The sequence below is a fragment of the Alteromonas gracilis genome (genome assembly GCF_043642145.1).
GTDB classification, from domain to species: Bacteria; Pseudomonadota; Gammaproteobacteria; order Enterobacterales; family Alteromonadaceae; genus Alteromonas; species Alteromonas gracilis_B.
In genome coordinates, this window is the sequence record NZ_JBHZRZ010000012.1 from 24,020 (window position 1) to 39,429 (window position 15,410).

A 15,410-nucleotide genomic window follows, 5' to 3' on the forward strand; every position below is an offset into this window, starting at 1 on the left:
GCGGCATCATATTGATGGGTATCACATGCAAAGCTTCTGCGTTTTATTCGCCCTACATTACTGACACAAATCGTAACATTTTGCTTATTGTTCAGTGAAACTATTTCCATGCGTCGACGTCTGAAAAAAACAATGTACGTCGGTGCTTCTAAACAAAAAAGAGAGTGAAAATGCGATGAAAGTAACAAAAATAATTCCGCTATGCTTGCTGTTGGTTTTGGCTGCAGGTTGCACGTCGAAACAGTTGTATAACGCTGCACAGGAAAATCGCTTGCAAAAATGTGGCGAATTGCATGGCGCGCAACGCGACGAATGCGAAGCCCTGTACCAAAAAGACTACGATACTTACGAGCGTGAGCGCCAAGAAGTATTAAACGATAAATAAAAGCTTATAAAGAAAGAGAGAGGTAGCTCTTGTTTGCGCCAGCTTTTGCACGCGAGAGCGTTAACTACTATCAGCCTCTATCTTTTAAACCAATCGCTATTTTGTATTAACTAACAAGCGCATAGCTCGCACTCTACGCCTTTTGGAAGCTTCCAATTGCGCCACTCGTGCGACAAGGCGTCAAACGTCATTAAGGTGTTTTTAGGAATGTTGTCGAAATCCATCAAGACTTGCATGGCTAACATGGCTTGGTAGGTGCCGACAATATTTACTACAGGTGAGAATATGCCAGCTTCTACACAGCTTAAGTCGGGCGATTCAAACAGCGTTCGCAAACACGCGTAGCATCGACTTTCGCCGGGAATAGCCACGAAAAGCTGGCCTTCGAAACGAATGGCTGCGCCAGACACCAGTGGCGTGTTTAGTTTAAAACACAGTACATTTATTAAGTCTCGCGAGTCGGTGTTGTCGGTGCAATCTAGCACAACGTCAGCGCGCTCAATGGCTTTCTTAAGTGAAGGGGCTAGCTGGTCAGCGCTAGACGCTGAAAAGGGCTCTGCCATTATGGTAACGTTGCAATCGCTATTTACAGCGTTAAGCCTTGCTTTAGCGGCTTCTACTTTGCTTGTGCCTACATCTTGTTCGCTAAACAAGGTTTGCCTTGGCAAGTTGGTGTTTTCAACCGTGTCGTGATCGATAAGCGTAAGTGAACCCACGCCGCTGGCGCAAAGGTTAGTAGCGGCCGCGGTGCCAAGGCCGCCAATACCAATGATACAAATATTCGCGTTTAGCAGTGCTTCTTGGCCATCTAGGTCTACTTTGGGAAGTACAATATGGCGGTTATAACGCATAGCCTGCTGATTAGTTAGGCTTTTAGACATAGTTTATGCCAACTTAGTTGTTGAATTCATGGCATGCACCCTTATAAAGTGATTACCAAATAGTATTTTGGCTGGTACTTTATCAAATACCGCCAAAATGTCGCATATCAAATTAGGATTTCATATGTCAGTTGTTAGCCAACCCCTTAATATTGCCGTTCTTACTATTTCAGATACGCGCACCCTCGAGAACGACAAGTCAGGAGACTACTTGAAAGAGGCGCTTACTTCGGTTGGCCATAACCTTTACGATCGCGACTTGGTGAAAGATGATATTTATCAGCAGCGCGCCGTGGTGTCGAAGTGGATTGCCGACAAGAATATTCACGCCGTATTAATTACCGGTGGTACAGGCTTTACGCATCGCGACTCAACGCCAGAAGCTATTAGCGTATTGTTCGACAAAGAAGTCGACGGTTTTGGTGAGCTATTCCGCCACATTAGTTATGAAGAAATTGGTACGTCTACCATTCAGTCTCGCGCGGTGGCTGGTTTTGCAAACAATACCGTTATTTTCTGCCTGCCAGGTTCAACAGGCGCGTGCCGCACAGCTTGGGAAAAAATAATTGCTAGCCAGCTAGATGCCGACTTCAAGCCGTGCAACTTCGTAAAGCATTTGGTGGAAGCATGAGTACGTTTAGCCACTTAAACGCTGGTGGCGAAGCCAATATGGTAGACGTTAGCGACAAAAGCGTTACCAAACGCGAAGCCACTGCTGAGGGTTTTTTGTACGTAAGCGAAGATGTTATTCAGCAAATCTCTGAAGCGAAAATTGCTAAAGGTGATGTATTTGCGGTTGCCCGTGTGGCAGGTATTCAAGGGGCGAAACGCTGCGCGGATCTTATTCCGCTTTGTCACCCATTGGCACTGTCGAAGGTAGACATAAACTTTGACATTCAGGTCGAACACAACCGCATTAAAGCCACCTGCTATTGCAAGCTAAGCGGTAAAACGGGCGTTGAAATGGAAGCCTTAACTGGCGTGAATGTGGCGCTATTAACACTATTTGATATGTGTAAAGCCATCGACCCTGGCATGCACATGGAAGGCGTTCGTGTGCTAGAGAAAAAAGGCGGAAAAACGGGTCACTGGCAGTCTGATCAGCAACGCGCATAGCGTAACGCAAACACAGCATACCAAAAGGCAAATCATGCAGATAACGGTAAAGACATTCGCGCAAACTCGAGAAATTACGGGCGAAGATAATATTACGCTTAACCTAGGCGACAACAGCACCATTGAAACTGTGGTTTCACTACTTAAAGCGCGTAGTGAAAAGTGGACGCTGGCTCTACAGGGCAGCATGCTTACAGCGTGTAACCAAGAGCTTTGTGATACTGACACTGTGCTTAGCGACGGCGATGAAGTTGCGCTTTTTCCACCAGTAACTGGGGGCTAACCATGTTTGCGCTTATTCAAGCTGACGATTTCAATCAAAGCGAACTTTACGCCAAATTAAAGCAGTCGGCAGACGATAAGGCCAGCGGCAATACCGGCGCAATTGTGACCTTTACCGGGCTAGTGCGGGATTTCAACAATGCTGGTGATATAGACGGTATTGAATTAGAGCATTATCCTGGCATGACTGAAAAAGCGCTGATGTTGCTAGTTGAACAAGCGGTAGAGCGTTTTTCATTAAATAGTGCTGGGGCGGTACACAGAGTAGGGCGCATTTACAACAATGAACACATTGTATGGGTAGGCGCTGCGGCACCACACAGGCAAGCGGCATTCGATGCAGCCAGCTATTTAATGGACATGCTTAAGCAGTCGGTACCGCTTTGGAAAAAAGAGTTTAAGGGCGACAAATCTGAATGGGTTGCTGCTAAAGCGTCTGACGATAAAGCGGCGCTAAAGTGGATGCACAAAAAGTAATGGTAGCGTTATTCGCTAGGCGTTTCTTTAATAAACGCAACGTATTAAGCCTTGTATGCTTGAGCGTAACGTTTCTTTTCAGCATTGCGAGCCATGCAGATGAGCAAAGCGCGTCATCTTCCTATCAGCGCGATGAAAAGATAAACGTCGCGGTCGCAGCAAATTTTGCGAAACCTTTAAAAAGTATTGCCCAGCAGTTTACTCAGCTTACCGGTATAGACGTGGCGGTAACGGTGTCTTCAAGCGGCACCTTGTACGCTCAAATTCAGCATGGCGCAGGGTTTGATGTTTTTTTATCGGCAGATCGCACTCGACCGCAGGCATTAGTTGATAACAACGTAGTGCATAAGAACAACTTGGTGGATTATGCCCAAGGAAAACTGGCGTTTATTTATGCGAGCGAGTTGCCCGAGCACTTAAATACCCAGCTAACCGCGCGTTTAACAGAACAACTTACTCAGTTAACTAAAATTCCGAACAACAAAATAGCTATAGCGAACCCCAAGCTTGCCCCTTATGGCGAAGCGGCAAAACAAACGCTTCAAAGCTTATCGCTATGGCAACGAATAGTGCCCCACAAAGTGATGGGTAAGAATGTGCTGCAAACCTTGCAATTTTATACCACTGGCAGCGCTCAGGGGGCGTTCGTCGCTTATTCGCTGGCGCTAGAACTGCCTAATGCGAATTTAGCCAGTGGCGGCAATGATAAAAGGACTAACATCAACAACGGTGTCGATAAAAGCGTCGATAAAAGTATCGATAGCAGTGCTATGGCAACTACCGCTATCATTCCTGTGCCGCAATCCTTGCACAAAACTATTATTCAGTCGTTGGTGGTGAATCAAAAACACGCAGCTACACTTTCGCCAAATTTATTCGATGTGCAAGCAGAAGCCCAAGGCGACTTGGTTGAGCAACGCGGCGTTCAGACGTCTGGTCACGTAATTGCACAAGTTCCAATATCTTTTAATTTGAGCGACGCCAAAGGCGTTTCATCGGCCAGTTTGTTTGTGCAATTCTTGATGTCTAAAAATGTTCAGCAGAGCTTAACCGAATGGGGTTACCAGCCAGCTTCAACCGCAGGCACCACTGAATGAGCGCGCTTACTGAGTTCTTTGGGGAGTCGTCGCTTCAAGCCATTTTACTTACGCTAAAGCTGGCGTTTATTACTGGCGGCTTGCTGTTGCTTATTGCATTACCACTTGCGTGGTTTTTAGCAAACTGGCAAAGCAAGGCAAAGCCCTTTGTAATGTCGGTACTGGCGCTGCCCTTGGTGCTACCGCCAACCGTACTTGGGTTTTATTTGCTTGTTGCTTTCTCACCGCAAAGTACGCTGGGGCAGGGGTGGCAAAGCCTAACTGGGAGCAGTTTGGCGTTTAGCTTTGAAGCCTTAGTGCTTGGCTCTATTATTTACTCGCTACCCTTTGCTCTTCAGCCTCTTTATAGCGGGTTTACTCAATTAGATAGTCGATATCTAGATGTAGCTAAAACGCTAGGTTTTTCCGTAACCGAAGCTTTCATGAAAATTGTGCTGCCTTTAAGCAAAGCGCCCATTGTAGTGGCGTTAGGCTTAAGCTTTGCTCATACCATTGGTGAATTTGGTGTGGTGTTGATGATTGGCGGAAATATTCCAGGCGAAACACAGGTATTGTCTATTGCTTTGTATGAACAGGTTGAAGCGCTGCAGTACGACAGCGCCCACAACCTTGCTATTGCGCTATTGGTGTTTTCGTTTGTGATGTTAGCTGCGCTATATCGATTCAACGGATTAACGCGTAAAAGTGAGGATCGCTAACATGCAAATTTCTGCGCTTTTACCACATCGAATTGATGCGCAAATTGAATTACAGCCGCATAGCAGTTTTATTGGTGTTACAGGCCCATCTGGTGCCGGGAAAAGTAGCTTGTTTCGGGCGCTTGCTGGCGTAGAAAATACAGCAAAAGTAACAACGCCTTGGATGCATAAAAAAGTGGGGATAGTGTTTCAACAGCCTATGCTGTTCCCACACACTAATGTGCGGGGAAATCTAGCGCTTGCCCAGCGTCACGCTGGCCCTAACGCATTAACAATAGAAGCGTGTTTGCGAGGTTGTTTTTGCGAGCATTTAATCGACAAACCTGTTCAGGCGCTTTCTGGTGGTGAAGCACAGCGAGTTGCTATAGCGCGTGCGCTGGTGAACGGGCCAGACGTACTGTTACTTGATGAATCGCTTAGCGCCATCGACATTTTCACACGCCGCAAAATTTATCAGTTTTTGCATGACCTGTGTGTATCAGGGCAGCTTTCCTGTTTTGTCATCTCGCACGATTTAGATGATTTAGCGTTATTCAGTGACGAGTTAATTTATATTAACCAAGGTCGTGTAGAAGTTTGCGGCAAAACTCGCGATGTATTGGCGCAAGTGTTCGAAAAAGAAGGGGTGATAACGCCCTCTAGTGTACTTGAAGGCGTAAAAGCCGCGCCGCTTGAAAATGTCGAATACAATCAAGACGCAGGCGCTATAGAGCGAGTAACTGTGGCAGGTCACGAAGTGTTCGTTACTCAGGAGTCCATGTCATATGTGCCAATTAAACCTAGCGATGAAACCTTAGTCCGTTTCGCCGTTAAGGCCTGTGATGTCAGCATTGATATTAATACGGCCGATTTTAATAACACAAGTACAGTGAGCATTTTAAATGCACTGCCTTGCGTTATTTCAAGCATAGAACCCGTTCGATACCCATCAAATCCATCTGGCAATTCACTTAAGCATAAAGCTCAGGGTGAAATATCACAAACGCAAAGCGTGATAGAGAGCGGAAAAGTACTTCTTAAGCTCGCGCTAACCGATAGCCATCAAAGCCTTTATGCCAGTATCAGCGTACTCTCGTTATCCCGTTTAAATCTACACGTTGGAATGAAAGTTATTGCTCGCTTTAAATTGCCTTAGAGTAACGATTGGTTACGCCGCTATTAACTGGTTCATTAACGTTTAGGTAGGCGTCAAACCTAGCGCAAATTGCTCTGATATAGATTCTGGCTGTCTCTGGCACCTTAATGTGGTGCTGTGTAACTTCAACCAAGCCATCTTCTTCTAGGCTCAATAGGTTCTCTAGGGCTTCAGCAAAATACTCATCAAAAATAATATGATACTTACTTGCTATCACTTGCTTATCGACAGTCAAATTACACATAAGGCTAGAGATAACATCGCGGCGTATAAGATCGTCAGTGCTCAAAGATAAACCAACGGTGGCCGACGGCAGTTGTTGCTCAATACGTGCGTAATACCGCTTCAACTCTTTTTCATTTTGGGCAAATGCATTGCCAACAGTGCTTATTGCCGAAACGCCAATACCCACAAGGTCAGTATCTCCACGCAAGGTATACCCTTGAAAGTTTCTATGTAATTCCCCCTCATTTTTTGCAATTGCTAGCGAGTCGTTACTTAACGCAAAGTGATCAAGGCCTATCATTTCGTATCCCACGGTTGTAAAACTTTTCACCGCCAGCTTATAAAGCGCTGCTTTTTCCTCGCTGTCTGGTAATGTTGCTTCTGAAAATTTTCGTTGTGCCGCAAAGCGCTCTGGTAAGTGAGCGTAGCTAAAAAGCGAAATGCGGTTTGGCATCATGGCTTTAGTTGCCGCGATGGTCGATTTAAAGGTATCTATCGATTGGTTTGGTAGTCCGTAAATTAAATCTAAGTTTACTGAGTCAAAACCCAGTGTACGCGCTTCAAAAACTAACTCGGCAATATGCGAAGTACTTTGCACACGATTTATAGTGCTTTGCACATTGTAGTCGGTGTCTTGAAGTCCAAAACTAACACGAGTATAGCCAAGCGATTTTAAGTGTTTGAGGTAAGACTTGGTTACATTTCTTGGGTCAAGCTCTATGGAAAATTCGGCGTTAGCATCGAACGAAAAATGCTTTTTTAGTATATACATTAGGGTGGTATGTTGAGTCTCACTAAGAAAGCTTGGCGAGCCACCACCTAAGTGAAGAGAAACCACTTGTTTTCCCTTTGCTAAGTAATGTTTAGTTAGCACTTCTTTTTCTAAATAAACTAAATATTCATCTGCTTTTTCGTTGTGCCGAGTAACCAGCTTGTTGCAGCCACAGTAATAACAAAGCGTTTTGCAAAACGGAATATGCACATACAGACTAACCGCAGGTGCTTTCGATATGACATGGGCAGTTCGCAATATATCGTTATCGAGTGGTTCAAACTTAAGCGCTGTAGGATAAGAGGTGTAGCGAGGTGCATGTTGTGCATATTTAGTTATAGTAGACATGGTATCGCTGGGCTTAATGGCAATTGAGGTCATCATATATCTGCGTTTTGTTAAGTGGTTACTGCATTGATCATCAAAATTTCGAGATATCTTATTTACTAAATATTTTTGTTATAAAGCGTTAAAGAATGTTTGAAATGATGAATGAGCGTAAGTGTATCGATTTGGGTAGGAACGTTATTTGATCTACTTCAAGGTTTTAGTGTTAAACGCAGCAATTGTGCTGCTTTTGCCAGTTGTGTTGGTTCAAGCTTTGTGGGTGCGGCGGAGAACTGCAGTGCTGCCTGAACCTATTGGCGACCGGGTATTTACGTCACCAAAAGGTTCCCAAGGGCTTACTACCGATGTTCTGGTTGTAGGTGATTCAGCGGCAGCAGGAGTGGGTGCAACAACGCAAGAGGGCGCGCTAACGGGTTTACTGTATACTCGCTTGTCGCATTATGGGCCTGCCCGCGTGTCGTTGCATGCTAAGACAGGTTACAAAAGCGAAGATGTGCTTTGCCTGCTACATCAGTTGCCCGAACAGCGTTTCACCTCTGCACTGGTTTCTATCGGTGTAAACGACGTGACGAAATTTGTGTCATTAAGACACTGGCAAAGCAATATCACCGATATTGCTTTGCTATTAACCAAAAAATTTCATTGCAAAAGAGTGGTGTTTACAGCGCTACCTCCTATTCACTGTTTTCCAGCCTTACCTCAGCCTTTGCGTGCAATACTTGGTTTTCGAGCACAGTTACTAAACAAAACCTTAGCGCGCAGTATTGCTATCATTGATAACGCGGAAATATTAAGTGTTCCTGCGCTCAATGTCACAGGCACGGTACACGACGTTCAGCAAAGTGGCTTAATGGCTGAAGATGGCTTTCATCCCTCAACCAAGGGTTATGAACTATGGGCGCATTCTGCGCTGGAACGGCTAAGATCATCATAGAGTTTTTAGTTAACGGGGTTGAAGTTTCTTTTTGTAACCTCATCTAGCAGATTATCAGTCATTAAATTATCAACTCAACGGGCTTTGTTGTTCGAGTTTGGTCATAGAAATTTTAATATGGGAATGGATATGCAAAAAGTAACGGTTAATATGGTTTCAGATGTGGTGTGTCCATGGTGCATAGTCGGGTATCAGCGTTTACAAGAAGCAATTAAAACCCTTGATAACGTTGAAGTAGACATTAAATTTCATCCGTTCGAGCTAAACCCGAATATGCCTGAAGAGGGGCAAAACCTTCGTGAGCACATAATGCAAAAGTATGGCATTAGTGCAGAGCAAAGCGCACAGAATAGGGCTCGCTTAGTCGAGGCTGGCGAAGAGCTGGGCTTCGCCTTCAACTTCACCGACGACTCTCGCATGCAAAACACATTTAAAGCGCATCAGCTTATTCACTTTGCTGCAGAAAATAATCTTGAAGAGGAAATGAAGCTTAGGTTGTTCAAAGCGTACTTCACCGAAGGAAAAGACGTAAATGACTTAAGCGTGCTGGTGGAGCTGGCTGAAAGCGTGGGTCTTGAAAAAACGCAGGCTGAAGACGTACTAAAAAGCGGTAAGTATGCAGACGTAGTGCGTGAAGAAGAAAACCTCTGGTTACAGCGCGGTATTCAAAGCGTACCTACTTTCGTTATTGGCAATCAAGGTGTTGCTGGCGCACAAGAGCCTGCCACGTTAGCAGCGTTTATCAGCCAAGCCGCTTCGCAGCAGTAGCCTGTATAAAATCAATTTTGAGGTATTCATGAGCAATCACGTAAATCATTTGCTTGCACAGTGGCTTCCACTGAAGGACAAGCATAAATGGGTGCTGGGTTTTATTTTTAAAACGGAAGGCTCTTGCTATAGAAAAGCAGGTGCGATGATGCTTTTTAGTGATGCCGGACACCAACTGGGCATTTTGAGCGGTGGGTGCCTAGAAAGCGACATGGTAAAAAAAGCACAGCGCGTGATGACAGACGGCGTCAGCCGCACCGCGGTTTACGATGACGAAGATGAAGAAGATATAGCGTTTAAACTAGGCGTTGGTTGTGGCGGGGTAGTGCACCTTGCGCTAGTGCCTGTGAATGATAGCAATCAATACCTGTCGCTCGACGCGGTGAGTAAAGCGTTATCAAACGGTAAGGCTTGTGAATGGGTATGCCATGTTGATGGCAAGCGCGGTGAATGCCATGAGACCGAAGATGCGAGTGTAAAGCCACGTAAAGCTGTTCTAAAAAACGATGACGGAGCTCGCTGTTTATCGGTGCTTATGCTGCCGCCCATACACCTTCTTGTTATTGGCGGAGGCTATGACGCCACCTTCATGACAAAATTGGCCAGCTTGCAAGGTTACTTAGTCAGTCTTTGGGACCCAAGGCCAGCGCAAGCAAGACTTGAGCATTTTCCAGAGGTTAATTACCTAATAGAAGACCCGTCTACCGAAGGTTTGCGCCTCCATATGGGCGAGCACAATGTTCAAGCCGCAGTGCTTATGTCTCACCATCGTGAAATAGATGCGAAAGCGCTTCAAGTGCTAAGCAATCAGTCGTTAACTTATACTGCAATGCTTGGGCCTATTCACCGTAAGCAAGAAATTTTGGATTTAGCTGGGCTTAAAAATACAGATTTTACGCAGTACTTCGCCAGTCCAGCAGGTTTTGATATTGGTGGTGAGCTACCCGAGCATATTGCATTGTCTGTCATTGCACAGTGCCACGCGGTGTTTCATACAAAGCCTACCCATTTACAGCCGTGAAGATCTGCAAACAGCGTCTAGTACATAGTTTCACATGATGCATACTCATTCAAAATATCAATTAAACTTATAACGGAGTTTTCCTTAGTATGTCTGTTGGAAGTTAACATATTAATAACATCAGGCAGGGGCATGACAGATATCTATTTAGTACGCCATGGTCAAGCATCGTTTGGCAAAGCGAACTATGACAAACTCAGTGAACTAGGTGGGCAACAAGCCATCTGGCTTGGTGATTATTTTAAGCATCGCAATATTCAATTCGATACGGTTTTTTCTGGCGACATGGTTAGACACCATGAAACCAAAGACGGTATCGCATCAGGCATAGCCTCAAAAGACTATTCACTTCCCGAGGCCACTGTAAATAGTTCACTTAATGAATTCAATTTTCAGGCAGTGGCAAAGGCCTACCTTACCCGCTATCCAGAAGCGAAAGTGCCTGAAGGGGCCTCACCGTCTGAATATTATCGGCTGCTTAAAAAAGCCATGATCGCGTGGTCACAAGACGAGCTAGCTCACGAGCTGCTTGATGAAACGTGGAGCCAGTTTGAAGACAGAGTGCACACTATGTTTACGCACCTTAAAAGTACCGACGCAAAGCGGGTATTAGTAGTGAGCTCTGGTGGCGCCATTGCCATGATGCTTAAGCACATACTTGGCTACGACGCAGCTACCGTGGTGAATATGAATTTACAAATTCGCAATGCCAGTTTTTCTCAATGCTTTGCTAATGCGCGAGGCGTTCACTTAAATAACTTCAACAGCGTACCTCACCTGGATGTGATTGACAGGTTACACGCCATTACCTACAGCTAAATGGGGCAGTTATGAACTTTGAATATAATGAAAAGACCCAAGCACTTTTAGACAAGCTAAGAGCGTTTATGAAAGAAGAAGTGTATCCAATTGAAAAGGAATACATTCACGCCGTAGAAAATGGCGCAGCCAACGGTGAAGGTCGCTGGAAAACCCCAGAGATGATGCAAACGCTTAAAAAGCGGGCAAAAGAAGCGGGGCTTTGGAATTTGTTTTTGCCTGAAGAGTACAAGCCATATGGCGCTGGATTGACCAACGCTGAATATGCACCGCTTTGTGAAGAGATGGGGCGTGTACTGTTTAGCTCAGAAATTTTCAACTGTAGTGCACCTGATACGGGCAATATGGAAGTACTTGCAAAGTACGGTAACGAGGCACAGAAAAAACAGTGGCTTGAGCCACTGCTTAACGGTGAAATACGCTCTGCTTTTGCCATGACTGAGCCTGCCGTCGCTTCAAGTGACGCCACCAACATTGAAACTTCGATAAAGCGTGATGGCGATGAATACGTAATTAACGGACGTAAGTGGTACACCAGTGGTGCTATGAACGAAAACTGTAAAATTATGGTGGTAATGGGCAAAACCGATTTTGATGCGCCTCGTCACCAGCAGCAATCTCAAATTTTGGTCCCTATGGATACAAAAGGCGTAACGATTGTTAGGCCAATGGCGGCGATGGGCTACTACGATGAGCCAGTAGGTCATGCTGAAGTATTGTTTGAAAACGTACGCGTTCCCGTTGAAAACTTACTGTTAGGCGAAGGGCGAGGCTTTGAAATTGCTCAAGGGCGTTTAGGCCCAGGCCGTATTCACCATTGCATGCGCTTAATTGGCTGTGCACAGCGCGCTCTTGATATGGCATGCGATCGCGTTGAAAACCGAGTAGCGTTTGGTAAGCCGTTAGCAAAACAGCAGTCTGTAAGAGAGAGCATTGCTCAAATGCATTGCGACATTGAACAAGCCCGTTTGCTAACGCTTAAAGCCGCAGACAAGATGGACCGTTACGGCAATAAAGTGTCGCGCGACCTGATTGCAGCCATAAAAATTGTGGCGCCTACCATGGCGTGTAATGTTATAGACCAAGCAATACAAATGCATGGTGCTGCGGGTACCAGTCAAGATTTTGTTCTGTCTGCTATGTATGCTTACGCGCGCACAATTAAGCTGGCAGACGGCCCTGATCAAGTACACATGATGCAGCTAGGACGCAATCTTATCGCGGAAAAAAGCATTGCTAAAACACCTCAAGCAGGTGCATAAGGAGTGAGTGTGTCAAAAGACAATGCGAAAGCCCCCCATGCAATCGACTTGGCGTCGCTTAATGCTTATTTATCTGAAGCGTGTCCAAGCATAGGGCATGTAGAAGGCGCTGAAAAATTCGCAGGTGGGCAGTCGAACCCCACGTTTAAGTTAACCACGGCTAACGGCGTATATGTGTTGCGCCGTCAACCTCCCGGAAAACTATTAAAATCTGCTCATGCGGTAGATAGAGAGTTTCGCGTTATTAATGCGTTGCAGCAGTCAAACGTGCCTGTGCCTAAAGCGTACCATTTGTGTGAAGATACAAGCATTATCGGTAGCATGTTCTACATTATGGCCTTTGTTGAGGGCGAAATTTTCTGGAACAGCGCATTACCTGAAATAGAATCGCCAGCCACACGTGGTGCGATGTATGACGAAATGAACCGCGTTTTAGCTGCGCTTCACAGCGTGAATATTGAAAGCGCGGGGTTAAGTGATTACGGCAAGCCGGGTAGCTATTTTGAGCGCCAGTTAAGCAGATGGACAAAGCAGTATAGAGCATCTGAACTTGAGCACATTGAAGAAATTGAAAGCTTAATTGAATATCTAGAAGCCAATTTGCCCGAAGACGACGGTCAAGTTTCACTCGTTCACGGTGATTTTCGTTTAGATAATATGATGTTTGATATGTCTAATACAGAAAAGCCGAAAGTGGTGGCGGTACTAGACTGGGAGCTATCAACACTGGGACACCCCTACGCAGATTTAGCGTACCAGTGTATGCAGCTGCGCCTTCCTTCTGATATTGCTCACGCTGCTGGATTGGGCGGCTTAGATAGAAAACAGCTAGGTATTCCCAGTGAACGTCAATACATAGATGAATATTGTGAGCGAAGAGGTATTGGTGCTATTAACAACTGGACCTTTTATCTTGCGTTTAGCTTTTTCCGGCTAGCCGCTATTTTGCAAGGTGTGGTCAAGCGAGCGCACGATGGAAATGCGTCAAGCGAAAAGGCAATGCAGTTAGGTGCAATGGTGCGTCCTCTTGCTCAAATTGCTAATAAAACCATTCACCAAAGCGAATAAACCAAGCATTACCCATTTAATGATTTGTATTTGCTTTTAGCGCATGCAGGTCAAACAGAAAACTGGAGACAGTATGAAAGCAATTGTATGTGAGTCCTTTGGTCCACTTGATGACCTTCAATTTAAAGAGGTTGCAGACCCAGTAGTAAAAAAAGGCCATGTTGTCGTGAATGTCGAAGCCGCGGGGGTGAACTTTCCTGACGGGCTTTTAGTGCAAGGTCTATATCAAATGCAGCCAGACTTTCCATTTGTTCCTGGAAATGAAGTTGCAGGCACAATCGTTGAGGTAGGTGAGGGCGTTAGCCATTTAAAAGAAGGTCAGCGTGTTATTGCGCTTTCTAACTTAGGCGGTTACGCAGAAAAAGCGCTGATTCCTGCAACTCATGTTATGCCATTGCCCGACCCTATACACGTGAACGAAGGTGCAGCCCTTGTAACCGCTCATGCAACAGCGCATCACGCATTAAAACAGCGTGCAAAGCTTAAGGAAGGCGAAACCCTGGTTGTAACGGGCGCTGCCGGCGGTACAGGCCTTGCCGCAGTGCAAATAGGCAAAATAATGGGTGCCAAAGTTATTGCGGTGTGCTCAACAGAAGAAAAGTTAGCATTGGCTAAAGAGTACGGTGCAGATGTTTTAATTAACTACAAAGAAAAAGATCTGAAAGAGACCCTGAAAGAAGTTACGGGTGGCAAGGGCGTTGACGTGGTTTATGAGTGCGTTGGCGGCGATACTTTTCACGCGTGTAGCCGCAGTATGGCATGGGAAGGTCGCCTGCTAGTGGTTGGTTTTGCTGGTGGGGAAATTCCTAAATTCCCAGTTAACCTAGCGCTAGTAAAAGGGTATTCGGTAATGGGAGTATTTTGGGGCTCATTTACTCAGCACGACCCTAAAGGCTTCGCAGATAACATGCAGGAGCTACTTACATGGTATGTTCAGGGTAAGGTGAAAGTTGTGGTAGACGAGGCGCTTCCGCTTGAGCAAGCAACTAAAGCCATGGCTAAAGTCATGAACCGAGAAGTGAAAGGTAAAATGGTGCTGGTGCCGTAGGTTTGTTAGAACCACACTGCTCTGGCGAACTCATGTGCCACTGACCTGATGTACCCTTGAGCTAATGCATTAGCGGCGTAGTGCGCCTGAGAAACTGAAATAGTAGAAAAGCCAAAACACTGTGTTTTGTTGAAGTGACCCTCAAACATTGGATTACCCAATTATTGAGGGTCATGCCATGCTGTGGCTTTTTATATAGTTATTAGCAATGCTTTAAATTTCAGCACTTATTATTCAGGAACTAGCTCAACACTTATTTCCCGTGATAGCACGTGGCAAAGATCTCTTCCAATACCTACATCTTCCATTTGAAAGTCTTGGTAACCTTGTTTTTGCACCGTTAGCGAGTAAAACCCAGGCCGTTCTTCAAGCATTTCTATATTACTGCTGTCATCACATGCGGCATCGTCGTTTACAACTGTTTCAGAGAATGTATCTTCTGTTGCCGTGACAGTGACTCCGCAGGCAATAGGCATTTGGGTTTCTTGGTCGGTCACACTAAGCAAAAGACCATTCTCTAGCACAGCAGAACAGGCCACATCGTCCGCTTGTACCACGTTGCCCACAGTCAACGTATATTCGTCGTCGGCCACTTGCTCGTTTATATCTAGGTCAATTTTAGTTGGATATCCAAGCTGTGTATCGTATTCCACAGAGATAGCGTCTGCGCGACTCTCTTCTAGTGCAATACGATTAAACAAACTTGTGATGGTTTCTGTGTTTGGAGTGTCTAAAGGTAAACCGGCATTTCCCTCGATAATCGTTTGAGAAGCAACTTGATTACCTTCAACAAGCACTAAGCGAGGTAGGGTAGTTTCTTCCAAACAGAAGCAAGAGGCACGGTACTCGAACTGGTAGTTGTTGATATTCGCATTTTCCCACTTTGTTCGATTTGCATTGAGTTCTTCGATAATGCTGTCAGAGTCACTTCCACAACCAAAAAGTAATGTTGAAGCCGCAAATGTTGCTGCTAATCGCAAGATGTAATTCATAACATTCCTTGTTTAATATTTTTTCCGAGTCGGCACAGGGCTGCTTACAGCAATCGCTTTATAAACCCTGTTACGTGAATCT

The 15,410-nt window shown here is 45.3% G+C and carries 18 protein-coding genes; 15 read left to right on the forward strand and 3 right to left on the reverse strand.

Annotation, left to right across the window (positions count from 1 at the left end):
• Positions 1–175 precede the first annotated feature (175 nt).
• A complete protein-coding gene (locus ACHUFN_RS17575; protein ID WP_394223957.1) occupies positions 176–385 on the forward strand; it encodes a hypothetical protein in 210 nt (69 codons plus the stop codon).
• A gap of 110 nt (positions 386–495) precedes the next feature.
• Here ACHUFN_RS17575 and ACHUFN_RS17580 read toward each other — a convergent pair whose 3' ends face one another.
• On the reverse strand, positions 496–1,266 hold the full coding sequence (locus ACHUFN_RS17580; RefSeq protein ID WP_394223958.1) for a HesA/MoeB/ThiF family protein: 771 nt from the start codon (positions 1,264–1,266) through the stop codon (positions 496–498).
• A gap of 124 nt (positions 1,267–1,390) precedes the next feature.
• Between ACHUFN_RS17580 and moaB the strand changes: the two genes are divergently transcribed.
• Genes moaB through ACHUFN_RS17615 form a run of 7 tightly spaced genes read left to right on the forward strand, consistent with a single transcriptional unit; the run spans position 1,391 to position 6,071 of the window.
• Positions 1,391–1,897, forward strand: coding sequence for a molybdenum cofactor biosynthesis protein B (gene moaB / locus ACHUFN_RS17585; RefSeq protein WP_394223959.1), 507 nt, complete (start codon positions 1,391–1,393; stop codon positions 1,895–1,897).
• Positions 1,894–2,382: a cyclic pyranopterin monophosphate synthase MoaC gene (gene moaC / locus ACHUFN_RS17590; protein WP_394223960.1), complete on the forward strand. Its 489-nt coding sequence runs from the start codon at positions 1,894–1,896 to the stop codon at positions 2,380–2,382. The genes moaB and moaC overlap by 4 nt, the downstream gene beginning before the upstream one ends.
• 34 nt (positions 2,383–2,416) lie before the next feature.
• Positions 2,417–2,665 (forward strand): MoaD/ThiS family protein, encoded by a 249-nt coding sequence (locus ACHUFN_RS17595; protein WP_394223961.1) that lies wholly within the window; start codon positions 2,417–2,419, stop codon positions 2,663–2,665.
• A 2-nt stretch (positions 2,666–2,667) separates the two neighbouring features.
• Entirely contained in the window at positions 2,668–3,141 is a 474-nt protein-coding gene (locus ACHUFN_RS17600; protein ID WP_394223962.1) for a molybdenum cofactor biosynthesis protein MoaE, read from the forward strand.
• On the forward strand, positions 3,123–4,238 hold the full coding sequence (modA, locus tag ACHUFN_RS17605; protein WP_394223963.1) for a molybdate ABC transporter substrate-binding protein: 1,116 nt from the start codon (positions 3,123–3,125) through the stop codon (positions 4,236–4,238). The genes ACHUFN_RS17600 and modA overlap by 19 nt, the downstream gene beginning before the upstream one ends.
• The gene (gene modB / locus ACHUFN_RS17610) at positions 4,235–4,936 is read left to right on the forward strand and encodes a molybdate ABC transporter permease subunit (RefSeq protein ID WP_394223964.1); all 702 of its coding nucleotides are present in this window, start codon (positions 4,235–4,237) and stop codon (positions 4,934–4,936) included. The genes modA and modB overlap by 4 nt, the downstream gene beginning before the upstream one ends.
• A 1-nt stretch (position 4,937) precedes the next feature.
• Positions 4,938–6,071 carry an ATP-binding cassette domain-containing protein gene (locus tag ACHUFN_RS17615; protein WP_394223965.1) on the forward strand — a complete coding sequence of 378 codons (1,134 nt, stop codon included), beginning with the start codon at positions 4,938–4,940 and terminating at the stop codon, positions 6,069–6,071.
• Here ACHUFN_RS17615 and hemN read toward each other — a convergent pair.
• Positions 6,058–7,449, reverse strand: coding sequence for an oxygen-independent coproporphyrinogen III oxidase (hemN, locus tag ACHUFN_RS17620; RefSeq protein ID WP_394224043.1), 1,392 nt, complete (start codon positions 7,447–7,449; stop codon positions 6,058–6,060). The two genes, ACHUFN_RS17615 and hemN, sit on opposite strands and share 14 nt — an antisense overlap.
• A 148-nt stretch (positions 7,450–7,597) precedes the next feature.
• Here hemN and ACHUFN_RS17625 point away from each other — a divergent pair, with 148 nt between their 5' ends.
• The 7 genes from ACHUFN_RS17625 (at position 7,598) to ACHUFN_RS17655 (ending at position 14,336) form a co-directional block, all read left to right on the forward strand.
• Complete coding sequence (locus tag ACHUFN_RS17625) at positions 7,598–8,350, forward strand: SGNH/GDSL hydrolase family protein (RefSeq protein ID WP_394223966.1); 753 nt, start codon at positions 7,598–7,600, stop codon at positions 8,348–8,350.
• 129 nt (positions 8,351–8,479) lie between these two features.
• Positions 8,480–9,118: a DsbA family oxidoreductase gene (locus tag ACHUFN_RS17630; protein WP_394223967.1), complete on the forward strand. Its 639-nt coding sequence runs from the start codon at positions 8,480–8,482 to the stop codon at positions 9,116–9,118.
• 28 nt (positions 9,119–9,146) lie between these two features.
• Entirely contained in the window at positions 9,147–10,139 is a 993-nt protein-coding gene (locus ACHUFN_RS17635; protein ID WP_394223968.1) for an XdhC family protein, read from the forward strand.
• A 132-nt stretch (positions 10,140–10,271) separates the two neighbouring features.
• A complete protein-coding gene (locus ACHUFN_RS17640) occupies positions 10,272–10,958 on the forward strand; it encodes a histidine phosphatase family protein (protein ID WP_394223969.1) in 687 nt (228 codons plus the stop codon).
• An 11-nt stretch (positions 10,959–10,969) separates the two neighbouring features.
• Positions 10,970–12,220, forward strand: coding sequence for an acyl-CoA dehydrogenase family protein (locus tag ACHUFN_RS17645; RefSeq protein WP_394223970.1), 1,251 nt, complete (start codon positions 10,970–10,972; stop codon positions 12,218–12,220).
• 9 nt (positions 12,221–12,229) lie between these two features.
• Positions 12,230–13,288 (forward strand): phosphotransferase family protein, encoded by a 1,059-nt coding sequence (locus ACHUFN_RS17650; RefSeq protein ID WP_394223971.1) that lies wholly within the window; start codon positions 12,230–12,232, stop codon positions 13,286–13,288.
• A gap of 73 nt (positions 13,289–13,361) precedes the next feature.
• Positions 13,362–14,336, forward strand: coding sequence for an NADPH:quinone oxidoreductase family protein (locus ACHUFN_RS17655; RefSeq protein WP_394223972.1), 975 nt, complete (start codon positions 13,362–13,364; stop codon positions 14,334–14,336).
• Between the two features lie 230 nt (positions 14,337–14,566).
• On the opposite strand, the gene ACHUFN_RS17660 is transcribed toward ACHUFN_RS17655, so the two are convergent.
• Positions 14,567–15,328, reverse strand: coding sequence for a DUF6174 domain-containing protein (locus ACHUFN_RS17660; RefSeq protein ID WP_394223973.1), 762 nt, complete (start codon positions 15,326–15,328; stop codon positions 14,567–14,569).
• Positions 15,329–15,410: the final 82 nt, after the last annotated feature.